General features: G+C 51.3%; 8 protein-coding genes. 5 read left to right on the forward strand and 3 right to left on the reverse strand.

All coding sequences use genetic code 11. The features are described from left to right. Positions 1-2: 2 nt before the first annotated feature. Positions 3-3551, reverse strand: coding sequence for a two-component regulator propeller domain-containing protein (locus IEY24_RS09580; RefSeq protein WP_188931042.1), 3549 nt, complete (start codon positions 3549-3551; stop codon positions 3-5). 344 nt (positions 3552-3895) lie between these two features. Between IEY24_RS09580 and IEY24_RS09585 the strand changes: the two genes are divergently transcribed. Next, positions 3896-4600 carry a DKNYY domain-containing protein gene (locus IEY24_RS09585; RefSeq protein WP_188931044.1) on the forward strand — a complete coding sequence of 235 codons (705 nt, stop codon included), beginning with the start codon at positions 3896-3898 and terminating at the stop codon, positions 4598-4600. Positions 4601-4642: 42 nt separating this feature from the next. Further along, a complete protein-coding gene (locus IEY24_RS09590) occupies positions 4643-5671 on the forward strand; it encodes an ankyrin repeat domain-containing protein (protein ID WP_188931045.1) in 1029 nt (342 codons plus the stop codon). Here the strand turns inward: IEY24_RS09590 and IEY24_RS09595 are convergent. Continuing rightward, positions 5649-6029, reverse strand: coding sequence for a hypothetical protein (locus IEY24_RS09595; protein WP_188931048.1), 381 nt, complete (start codon positions 6027-6029; stop codon positions 5649-5651). The two genes, IEY24_RS09590 and IEY24_RS09595, sit on opposite strands and share 23 nt — an antisense overlap. Positions 6030-6296: 267 nt before the next feature. Here IEY24_RS09595 and IEY24_RS09600 point away from each other — a divergent pair, with 267 nt between their 5' ends. Then, complete coding sequence (locus IEY24_RS09600) at positions 6297-7493, forward strand: MFS transporter (protein WP_188931050.1); 1197 nt, start codon at positions 6297-6299, stop codon at positions 7491-7493. 80 nt (positions 7494-7573) lie between these two features. Here the strand turns inward: IEY24_RS09600 and IEY24_RS09605 are convergent, their stop codons facing one another. Further along, complete coding sequence (locus tag IEY24_RS09605) at positions 7574-8581, reverse strand: glycoside hydrolase family 43 protein (RefSeq protein ID WP_188931051.1); 1008 nt, start codon at positions 8579-8581, stop codon at positions 7574-7576. A gap of 151 nt (positions 8582-8732) precedes the next feature. On the opposite strand from IEY24_RS09605, the gene IEY24_RS09610 reads away from it, so the two are divergent. Together IEY24_RS09610 and IEY24_RS09615 are read left to right on the forward strand one after the other, a co-directional pair. Then, entirely contained in the window at positions 8733-9983 is a 1251-nt protein-coding gene (locus tag IEY24_RS09610; RefSeq protein WP_188931053.1) for an MFS transporter, read from the forward strand. Between the two features lie 97 nt (positions 9984-10080). Beyond that, a complete protein-coding gene (locus tag IEY24_RS09615; RefSeq protein ID WP_188931055.1) occupies positions 10081-11580 on the forward strand; it encodes an L-fucose/L-arabinose isomerase family protein in 1500 nt (499 codons plus the stop codon). The last annotated feature ends 87 nt before the right edge of the window (positions 11581-11667 follow it).

Genomic DNA, 11667 nt, shown 5'->3' on the forward strand with positions numbered 1-11667 from the left:
GTTTAAGTCTGATATAAATAGGTAGATAATTCTATTCTGACAAGCGTTCCAAGTGCGTTACCGGCGGGATCGTACCGGTCGATCACTTCGAGGGTGGCGTGGTTGCCCTGCCGCGCAAGGACGTCGATCCGGTCTTCACAGATACGTATTCCACGCGATTCGTGTTCCCTTGTGCGAGAGGAATTTTGTCTGATCTCCGCCGATTTTTTCCGGCCAATGCCATTGTCCTCGATTTCGCACGCAAACTGCTCCGGCCCGATCAGGAAAAAGCTGATTCTCATGTGTCTGTCGCCTTCCTTATGCATTAATCCGTGCCACAAACCGTTCTCCACGAAAGGTTGAAGGAGCATCGATGGCAGCCGCACATAATCGTCTTCGAGTTCAGGATCCAGGTCGATGGAATAGGTAAACCCTTGGCCGAAACGCATCAGTTCAAGTTCAAGATAAAGTTCGAGAACGTCACGCTCTTCGGCGATCGTCACCAGGTTTCTGCCCGAGTTGTTGAGCACAAGCCTGAAAAGCTTGGCGAATTTGTTGAGGTACTTGCTAGCCTCGGTATATTTCTTAGTGACGATGCATTCCTGGATGCTATTGAGACAGTTAAAAATAAAGTGCGGGTTCATTTGCGCACGGAGAGCCATCAGCTGGCTTTCTGCAAGCATTTTATTAATCCGCAAAAGCATGATCTCCTGCCGCTCTGCTTGTGCCCGCGCCATGGCCTCGGTAATTTTGTTGGCGCTGATGGCAGCGATGGTCGAGATCACGCGGACATGGTCGTGCGTATAAAAATTCTTACGTGGATGTTCCGAATCAATAACCCCTATCACCTGCCCTTCATGCAGAATAGGCACCGCCAGCTCCGACGCCCTCGCCTGGTCATCGATAATGTAACGGTCGTCCTTTGAAGTATCGCTGATGATCTGCGGCGTAGCGGTAGCCGCGGCAGCTCCTACGATGCCCTCACCTACCTGGATTTCGATGGGGTTAAGAATTTCATACTCCTTCGGACTTTTCGGCCCGTAAGCGGCTTTCTGGATCAATTTGCCGCTTTCCTTATCCAGGAGATAGACTACGCAATCTTCAAAATGCAGTTTTGAAATACAGTTACGGGCAATGTCCCAGCATATTTCATTGACGGAGTTATCACCGTAGACGCTGTTGGCAAAATACTCGATCGTGTCATCGAGATCTTTCTTTCTGAGCCTTTTGGTATAAACAGTATAAAACCAGTAAACGATACTCACGAGCGCCAGTGCACAAACGACGAAGAACCACCACGTCTGCCACCAATGCGGCAACACCCGAATTCGGAGCGTTTGAGCAGTCTTCATCCACCGGCCATTTTCGTCGGTGCTTCTGACCTTGAAAACGTACTCAGCCGGAAGCAGGTTGGTATAAGACGCCCTGATATTGCGGCCCGCCACAACCCAGTCGTCGTCGAGCCCGACGAGCTGGTAGCTGTATTGAAGTGAAGGAATGTCCCGATGGCTGAGCGAAGCATATTGGAAGGCTACGAAAGACTCGTCGGGTTTCAGTTCCAGCAAATCGCCTTTCAGTTCCCTGATCCTCTCCTGCCCGAAAACCTTCACGGATGTAATGGCAGGCGGCTTCTGGACGGGTACGGAAGCGAAATGCTGCGGATTAATCACCACGACGTGATCGAGCATTACCGCATAAATTTTACCTCCGGCCACTGTTACATAGTTCCAATAATCCTGTAAGGTTTTACCGAGATCGAGCTCAACTTTACTGACATTGTTGCTAACGGGGTCATAGGCGGCCAATCCTTCGCGGGTAGCGGCCCACACTACGCCGTTATCATCGATATCCAGCGATGAAACCTGGTCGTATGGCAAGCCGCTTTTGGTGCTGATCGTCTTGATAACCTTGCCATTGGCGTCGATTTTCATCAATCCGTTGGCTGTCGAAGCCGCCCAGATCCCGCCGGTTTTGCTTTCATGCATGGCATATATGTGCTCGTCTACCAGTTCAGGTGCAGCCAGGGTAATGAACCGCCCGGAAGAATGGTCGTGGCGTAATAACCCTTTTCCCTCCACGGCAAAAAGAATATCGCCGTTGGCAAGCAGGGCAAATGCCTGTGAGTTGGCAAATTGGAACAGCCCGTATTTCGGATCGGTACCGTCGAAGCGATCACAGACTTTGGTCACCGGATTATAGCGGTAGAATGCGTCGCCGTCTATCTCAAACCAGATATTACCCTGTTTGTCCAGAAAAACAAAGGGTGCCTGGTACGACGACAATCCTTTCTTCATCTGATCGAAACGTTGTAGGACGGACTGCCCGGGAGCAAGCGAATAAATGCCGTCGAAGCCCGCGAACCACCAGGTATTGCCCACTTTGGCCGTCATTACCGAACGGTTATCCCGCAGCCTCTTACTGGCCGTGAGGTATTTCCGGTAGGTGCGGTCGACCGTATTATAGAACACCACGCCGTCTTCTTTGCAAGCGATGATCGTCTTACCGTCGACTGTGATGGAATTGGCGTGGGCGAAGGTAGTTTCCAGGAAAAACGCAAAACTGGGCAATTTGTAAATGGCCTCGATGGGATTCTTGGGCAACGTTTTACTCACGCCGTTGATCGTACCGAGCCAAACATTGCCTTGTGCATCCGAAATAGCATCCCGGAAATGCCCGTATGCGATCGTGTAGGCCTGATCCTGGCTGTATTCTATTTTACGAAACGGCTGCCCGGGCTCTTTCAGGAATGCCGCAAACAGCCATGTAGAAACCCATAGCCTGTCCTGGCGGTCGATAAAAATGAAATTACACCCCTCGCCGATCAGCTTTCTGTCGAGCTCGTAATATTTTTCAAGCTTGCCGGTGCGATAATCCCAGTAATTCAGTGTCGGTTCTGTATCGCAACCATACCAGACATCGCCGCGGCGATCCAGTGCAATGGCATTCACATGTTCAGATTCCAACAGCGGGCTATTCAATGGGTTATTGCCTTTGAAATAAACACGGTTTGCTTTACAATCCACAAAAAACGGCCGGCTACCGCCCACCCACAAACCGCGCCGCAGGGTATCGTAGGTCATAAAGGTGAGCTGAAAACGCGAGAAGTCGAACGTGCGGGCTTCGGGAAAAACCTCCGTCAATGGTTTCAGTTTTTGCCCGTCGTATACATACAGCGCCTGGGATGTGCCTATCCAGATGCGTCTCTGACCGTCGACGCGTATGCTCACGATGTACTTTTGTGCAAGTGCGGCAAACCGGGGATCGCGCGAGAACCTACCTGATTTTTTATCGAACAACAGGATTCCCCTTCTTAGCCCTATCATGAGTGTATCCTCGCCGCGAAACGGTAAAATAGCATTCACAAAATGCTTCTGGCCTCCGTTCGCATCGTGAAAACGCTCCACAACAGCGCCATCGTAACGGTCGAGGCCGGCCGACGTCCCTATCCAGAGAAAGCCGGAAGAATCTTTATATAAGCACCTTATCTGCTTGGCACTGAGGCCATCCTGCCATCTGATATTCTGAAAAAGCGTCTGTGCCCCGAGCGATCCTCCAAATAAACAGAGGACCACAAGAGGTAATACATAGCCTAGCTTTTTATAGAAAAACACCACTGCTTACAGGATTTCATTGACGATTCACGCATCAATATGTGCGATCTGAAGACCAAATACGTCAATTCTATACAACTGTACTACCTCATTTATTTATCGGTAAAACGCCGTAACCGCCTCAGAATGGCTGAAATGCGGTTTTTTGAGGCACCGAATAATCATTGATTTACCGGTAAATAGTCAATACCGACCGTTGCATCATTAAAAATGGACGTTGCATGTCCCGGTGTGCACTTTTGCGGCTCGAATCCTGACGCCATGAAAAATAATCATTATCACACTTAACCTCATCCTATAACGTCATGCTCATCCTGCTTCTCATTACCTGCGTATGCCTGATCCTGGTCATCGCAACCCGTTTCCTCCTACGCCCTGCTACCGAATCCTTCGCGCCATCTCCTTCATTTGATGTGTATGAGATCGAAAACAAAGTAGTTTACTACACGGAAAGCGATGGACGCAGATCCCCGATCTCCGATGCGCACGCCAGGACCTTTCAAATACTCACTGCCGGAGCTGTAAGGCAACCGAACCCGTCGCTTTATGCCCGCGATTTTGAAAACGTCTATTTTCGGGGCAAAAGCATCCCCGGTGCCAATCCGGTTTACTTTCAGATCCTGGGGCCCGATCTCGGCCGCGACGACCGGCATGTTTTCAAAGCATGCCATCTGATTTCCGTCGATGCCAGGAATTTCAAATGCCTCGACGAGCGCCTGAGCAAGGACGCTAACCGCGTATACTTCGACGATCATGTGATTTCCGAAGACGCCAGCCATTTCAGATACATCGGAAAATGGCAAAAAGTCTCATTCTACAAAGACCAAAGTAAGGTTTTCGTGAACGGGAAAGGTTACCGGGTTGCCGATATCGATACTTTCGACTACGCAGGAAACGGGATTTTTACCGACCGTTATCAGGTATACAAGTTTGATGGAGACGGCTTTCGCAGCAATTCCGGACAGCCGGTCTTTCGGGCAATGATGCAATTCCAGCCCGTTTTTGGCTAAATTACGCCAAGTCCCTATTCGAAACCGCCCTTCCTTCATTTCATGAACTACCTGAAAATAGCCACCGTCATTAACTGGGTGGTGATTGGCGTACTTTTCACGCTTGTCATGCTCGAAACGCTGTTCCCTGCGAAAGGCGGCGACGCTGCTTCTTCCATGGGGAAAGTATTTTACTACCTGGCCATTTTCGTTCTGGTCGTATTGGTCACCCTCAATTTACTTCCTTTTAAGTGGAGCAGATATACCGCATTTGTACTGATCGCGGTCCCGCTTTTTTGGACACAGTTCGGTTCATCTATCAGCAGGTTCAAAAGAGGGATCGTGGATATGATAGAAGCGAAGCCGTTTTTTGAAGAGAAAGAAAGAGACAAAATGGCTAGGGCGATTCTGAATGGTAAGCCCGATAGATTAAAAAAATACATCGCGGAATTTGGGCCCCAACTTCGCAAGAATGCTTACGGTTATCCGCTTCTTGAAATGGCGGTCAAAAGTTCCGTCTTCGAGCACAAAGACCTGGAACCCCATATCGCTTGCATCAACGCCCTGCTGGATGCAGGCGTGCCCATCAGAAGTGAGAACCCCGACGACCAACCGATTCATTACGAGCCGGCAGAGCATGGAAATCCGCTTATATTACGCCTTTTGCTGGAAAAAGGAGCGAGCGCAAATGCTAAAACCACCGAATTCGGCAGCGGCAGACGCAATGTGGTACCTATTATTTTTGCGGCGTTGGATACACCTTATGGTGCGTATGACTGCACCAAAGCCCTGCTCGATCACGGTGCCGATCCGAATGCGATTATGCCGCGGCACGGCGATCGTCTAAAAATTTCACCCCTGCTTTACGCCGCCGAACGACAATATTGGGGTGTATGTAAAATGCTGATTGAAAAAGGTGCCGACCCACTCTATACCACGCCGGACGGCACCTCTCTGCAAGTTTTTATTGATCAGGGCGATAGCTACTACCCCGAAGACGAGCAGGTGCTGGCGGATTTTGAGGCAGTGCGCGCAATCGTGGAAGGACCGACGCCCGCTGACAACACTCCTATTTCACCCTCTTCGCCGTAGCATCAAACATGCTCATCATGCTTCCTTTGAGGTTATCGTCGTCCACTTTTGAGAGGTCGAGGGTAACGTCGTACCCCTGCGCGGAAAAGCCGATCGTGATCTTGTCAGCCGCTTCGTCGATACTGGTAATGGCGATTTTCTCGGCGCTTGGATCGGTCGCGTTGGTGATTTGGCCGGTGAGCTTGCCATCGGTCCGCGCAAGGTCAGCGACGAGCTTGGCATCGCCATTGGGCGTTCCGGCAACGGTAATCTCCCATTTACCGGCAAAAAAATCGGCCGGTGCCGTTGTTTGGGCAATGCTGGTACAAACCGCGCCCAGCAGGCACAGGATCATCAGAATAGAGCTAATCCTTCTCATAGTCAATATGTTTTTGGTGAAGAAATGAAACAGTCCGGCCGGGGAAAGTGGCACCCCCGCGACCATCATACAACAAATGTAAAGAAGAAGTTTATTTATTGTCTATATTTAAGACAATAATATTTTTCCAATTACTTATACATTTAATACAAACTGACCAGTAGGTTTCGTAGCGGCAGATTTTGTCCTGATTGCCCCTCGAGAAAGTCTACTTTGCACACCAGCTGCACCCTTCCTAAGAGATAACTTTGCCAGAAACATCTCGCTATGAAAATGAAACCCGGCGAATTCATCGCCCTCTCCGCTTGCACTATGACGCTCACTGCGCTGGGCATCGATATTATGCTGCCCGCATTCGGTGAAGTACGGAAGCATTTCGGCCTGAGCACCGGCTCTACCGACACGGCTCAGATCATTTCGTTCTTTTTCATGGGCCAGGTAGCTCAGATCGTATTTGGCGCTCTTTCCGACCGCTTTGGCCGCATTGCCATCCTACGGATCGGATTTCCGCTGTACATCATCGGCGGCATTATAGCGGCGATGGCACCCGACCTGCCTACCATGCTCGTAGCGCGCTTTTTCGCCGGTATGGGCGCTTCTGCGGTATTCATGACTACAATAGCCGGCGTCCGCGACCGCTTTGTGGGTGATGAAATGGCGCGCATCCTCTCATTGATCTTTACGATATTTCTGTTCACGCCGGTAATAGCACCTTTTCTCGGGCTGGCGATCATGTCGGTGGGATCCTGGCAAATGGTATTTCTTGCGCCGCCCCTATTTGCGGTAGCGGTTTTTTTGTGGTCGCTGCGGTTGGAAGAATCGCTCCCGGCCGCGCAACGTACGCCGCTCAGCCGCACGCACGTGGGACGTTCAATCGTGCGCGTACTCAGCAATCGGGCATTTCTGCGGTATACGACAGTCACTACTTTGCTTTTTACGGCCCTTAGTTCCTATGTGTCCAGCTCTGAGCACATTGTGGGAGAAATTTACGGGAAGCCGGAGCTTTTCGCCTGGATTTTCGCGGGTATGGGAGCCACGATGTCGCTCTGTGCATTGCTGAACTCACGACTCTCTGCGCGGTTCGGTGCCCGGCGGACAATCAAATGGCTTCTCTCGATTTATACCGTTGTGGGCGCGGTGCTGTTGGTATGTACCTGGGCATTTGGCGATCCGCCGCAAATGCCGCTGTTTTTTATTGCCGTAACCACGATGCTCGCGATTAACCTCGCGGTGGAGCCCAATAGCAGCGCATTGGCCCTCGAACCGATGGGCAATATGGCCGGAATGGCTTCGGCCATTTACGGAACATGTTTCTTTTTCGTCGGCGCTTTGATAGGATCTGTTACAAGCCACCTCATGGTGCACGGCGTGTTTCCGCTCGTGCTTTGCTTTTTTGTATTCGGACTAGTGTCGGTGCTGCTGGCGTTTGGAGACCGGCCGCAGCCCGCAACGGAAACGCCCTAGCTTTTTTGCGCCCGGGAAGTGGTAGAACAACTTGGAGCACTTCATTGGATTAATCCATTCACCAGGCGGCAATGGAGAAATTACCTTGCGTCCAAAATCTGTTTGCCTATCGCCAGCTTATCTCCCGAATCATCCACTTCAAAGAGTCTGGGAACGCGTACCGTGCGGCCGTTTACACTTCGGTGGCTGTGAATGGACATCAGCAGTTTACCTTTAAAAGTCCGGAAAAGCATCCCGTGCCCGAAGTTGGGCGGGCTGACTGGTTCCTTTTCCTGTACCCAGGGGCCATCAAGCTTGCCGCTTTCAGAGTAGGCAACACCCTGCGTGTAAACGTCATAGATCCAGCTTGTCCAGAGCATACCCAGCTTCCCGGTTTTAGTTCGGAAGAGCCATGGGCCATCGGTGACCTTGTTGGGGCGGTCGGTGCCGTCCTTGTTTTTTTCCCTGCTCCAAGGCGAGTCGCTGGCCAGGAAGAGCAACTTCGACGGACCGGTGGTACCGCTGAAATCCGGCTTCATCGCGATCTTTTCCACGGTACCATCGCCATTTTGCAGCCATTCGTGGCAAAAAATCATGTACGGTTTGCCGTCGGTGTCGGTCCAGAGCGTGGCATCGAGCGTCAGTTTATCCTCCGGCAGGTAGGTCGAATCCTTCATTGGTACGTATGGGCCCTCCGGACGATCACTCACCAGTACGTGGCAGGCACGGCGCTCCAAGCCTTCGCCCAGTTTGATAGCCTTGTTGGTGAAAGTGGCGAAGTAGTAATATTTGCCTTTGTAGGCGTGCAATTCGGCTGCCCAAATCATCGGCGTCGGCCCCATCCACGATTTGGGATCCGTTTGTGCGATGGTGTAAGGTCCCGTCCATTTCTTTAAATCCTTACTTTTCCAAAGTTTGCCACCGGTGCCGGTCATGTAATAGGTTTGAGTCGGCCTGTCGGCGAGTATGAATGGATCGCTGAGGCGGATGGAATCCAGCGGAATGTCGGTTTTGAGTGTCTGCGCGACATTTTGCGCGAACATACTGCCACTCAACGGGAAAGCCAGCGAGCATAATAGCACACCTCGTTTGATAATGGATAGGATCATTTGGAACATGAATATTGAAGTAATCAGAGGCGCTCTGCCGTCAAATCTACCGGCAATCGGCGCCGGCTTTTGAAAAAATTCTGAAAACCCTTGCATTTGGTATTTTGTCATTTTATTTTTGACAAAAACTAAGTTAGTGCGTTAAGTTAATATGAAGAAAAACTATATCCGCTGGTGGGTCGTTTTCCTGGTCTTCATCGCTACCGGACTGAGCTTTCTGGACCGGCAGGTACTGTCCATCGCCGTTATCCGCATCCAGAAGGAATTCGGTTTCAGCGACGTGGAATATGGTTGGGTGAATACCAGTTTCTTGCTGAGCTACGCATTGATGTTCACCGTCGGTGGTTGGCTGATCGACCGCATCGGGGCCAAAAAAGGCCTTGGAATTGCCGTGGGGGTATGGTCGGTGGCTAACGCGTTACATGGCGTTATGGCGAACCTCCCGCAGTTGCTTGCGTTCCGGTTTCTCCTCGGCCTGGGCGAAGGGGCCTGTTTCCCCGGCGCGGCCAAGACGGTTTATGAATGGTTTGATCAAAAAGAACGGGCACTGGCCAATGGCATCGCTATCGGCGGATCGGCTATCGGGGCCGTCATTGCACCACCGCTTACAATTTGGATTTCAAACAGTTACGGATGGCGCGCGGGGTTTGTACTTCCGGGGCTTATCGGCATTGCGTGGGTGGCGATCTGGCTGCTCATCCCCTGGCGGCAAAAAGCAGGCGCAATCAGCGAAGCACGACAGGACACCTTTAAGGTGCCATTCCCCGCCGTCCTGAGACAGCACGAAACCTGGGTTTTCGTTCTCATGCGCTTCCTACTCGACCCGGTGATGTATTTTATGATGTTCTGGATCCCCAAATACCTTAGCGAAGTGCGAAATGTGCCCTTTGAGCAAATAGGAAGCCTTTTCTGGATACCCTTCCTCGCTTTGGGCATTTCCAATATCCTGGGCGGCCTGTTCTCCGACCAACTGGTTAAAAAGGAGGTCAGTACCAATCGCGCCAGAAAAATGATCATGGGCTGTGCCGCCGCATTGACGCTGGCCGTTCCGATGACCGAATACACGTCGTCGGTCGCCATCGCGATTGCGCTCATGGCGCTCTATATGTTCGCACACGGGTGCTGGATCACCAATTACATCACGGCTATTTCGGATGTGTTCGGGCCGGGCGCTACTTCTACGGTTGTGGGGCTTTCGGGTACAGCGGGGGCATTATCCAGCCTGATACTTAATCCGATGATCGGAAAAATCGTGCAGGAATATTCTTATAAGCCGCTCTGGATCGCTTCCGGGTTGCTATATCCTATCGCGTTCCTTGCATTCATTCTGCTGATTCCCAGACTAAAACCACTTTTCGACCGTCCGGAGGAAATAGTGGTGCCCGTAGAAGTTGCGGATTAGCATTTCAATTTTTTAAACAAACCCCGAAAAGGGGAAACTGTTGCCAAAAAAACTTAGTGCGTTAAGATTTAAACCATAGAAACAATACCACTCACTCATGGAAAATCCATTACAAATCGAGAATCACACCTTCAAAGAAGCCATCATCCGGAAACGTCAGCCTACCAGGCCGCGCATCGGGGTATTTGGGGTGGGATATTTCAAATATTGGAGCCAGTTCGACGGCCTGCTCGACGATATGCTCTGCAAACAAGCCGTTTTCATCGAAAAAATAGAACAAATGGCGCATGCCGAGCTGATCGATTTCGGGCTGATCGACAATGTCCAGAAAGCCTATGATTTGGTACCCAAACTCAATGCGGCTAATCTGGACCTGATTTTCTGCGACATGCTTACGTATGCGACTTCCAACACTTTCGGGACTATCATCCGCAATCTCAACGTACCGATCGTGCTCGTGGCCCTGCAACCCGACCATGCGATGGATTATACCCGCGCATCGACCTACATGCAACTTTATAACGACGACATTTGCTCCCTGCCCGAGTTTGCGGGCGTGGCCGCGCGTATGGGCAAAAAAGTGCCGGAGATGATCATCGGAACGCTTCATGACGACCCGCAGGCCGATGCGGAAATAGCGGAATACTGCCGAATCGCCGCCGTGCTGCACGATGTGCGGACGTCGCGGATCGGGCATATCGGCCATCCGATCGAAGCTATGCTGGATATGCATTCAGATTCGACCATGTTTACCGCGCATTTCGGTGCGCATATCGTGCAATGCGAGGCGCACGAGATCGTGACGCATTACCAGCACGCCGACCCCGCCGATATCGAAAACATGAAGGAGCGCATTCTCGACTTTTTCGACACGCCCGAGCCGGTTTCCGACCCTATCTCGGAAAAGCTCCGCGACAGCGACCTGGAAACGGCCGCCAGGGTGACAGTGGCATTGGAAAAGTTCGTGGAAGCGAAGCAGCTCGATGGCCTGGCCTACTACTACGAAGGGCCCGACAATAGCGAAACCCGCACTGTCATGTCCAATCTCATTGTCGGAAATTCGCTGCTTACCGGCGCGGGTTTCCCGATGTGCGGAGAATCCGACCTGAAAACCTGTTTTGCGATGCTGATCATGGAACGTTTAGGTATAGGCGGCAGCTTCGCGGAGTTCCACCCGGTCGATTTCAAGGAAGGTTTTGTACTTGTTGGCCACGACGGCCCGCATAATGTGGCCATAGCGGAAGGAAAACCGGTTTTACGCAGCCTCACGAAATACCACGGCAAACCTGGTTTTGGTGCGGGTGTAGAGTTCAAGATCAAGGAAGGGCCTATCACGATGCTGAGCATTAATTCTACTTTCGATGGAAAATTTAAATTTGTAATCGCTGAGGGTCAGTCGGTTGAGGGCTCTATTCCGCCAACCGGCAACACCAACACGAGGGGCTTCTTCAAACCCGACGTACGCACTTTCCTTCAACGCTGGATGAAGGAAGGCCCTACTCACCACTTTGCATTGGGCGTAGGACACCATGCAAGCGCTATTGCTAAAATAGCCGGATACCTCAACCTCGACGCCGTCATCATCCGCGAAGACTAGCAACAACATACCCCAGGTCCGCTCTTTCAAGCAGCATTATGTGCTGAATTTCAAGCATTTCTTGCCTTTATCAAACCCGAGTTTAAT

It is taken from the genome of Dyadobacter endophyticus, from assembly GCF_014641595.1.
In the GTDB taxonomy this organism is placed as follows: Bacteria; Bacteroidota; Bacteroidia; order Cytophagales; family Spirosomataceae; genus Dyadobacter; species Dyadobacter endophyticus.

Excerpts from the sequence above, each read along its gene's own strand:
- IEY24_RS09585 (WP_188931044.1), top strand. The coding sequence starts at position 3,896 with ATGCTCATCCTGCTTCTCATTACCTGCGTATGCCTGATCCTGGTCATC.
- IEY24_RS09590 (WP_188931045.1), top strand. The coding sequence starts at position 4,643 with ATGAACTACCTGAAAATAGCCACCGTCATTAACTGGGTGGTGATTGGC.
- IEY24_RS09595 (WP_188931048.1), bottom strand. The coding sequence starts at position 6,029 with ATGAGAAGGATTAGCTCTATTCTGATGATCCTGTGCCTGCTGGGCGCG.
- IEY24_RS09600 (WP_188931050.1), top strand. The coding sequence starts at position 6,297 with ATGAAAATGAAACCCGGCGAATTCATCGCCCTCTCCGCTTGCACTATG.
- IEY24_RS09605 (WP_188931051.1), bottom strand. The coding sequence starts at position 8,581 with ATGATCCTATCCATTATCAAACGAGGTGTGCTATTATGCTCGCTGGCT.
- IEY24_RS09610 (WP_188931053.1), top strand. The coding sequence starts at position 8,733 with ATGAAGAAAAACTATATCCGCTGGTGGGTCGTTTTCCTGGTCTTCATC.
- IEY24_RS09615 (WP_188931055.1), top strand. The coding sequence starts at position 10,081 with ATGGAAAATCCATTACAAATCGAGAATCACACCTTCAAAGAAGCCATC.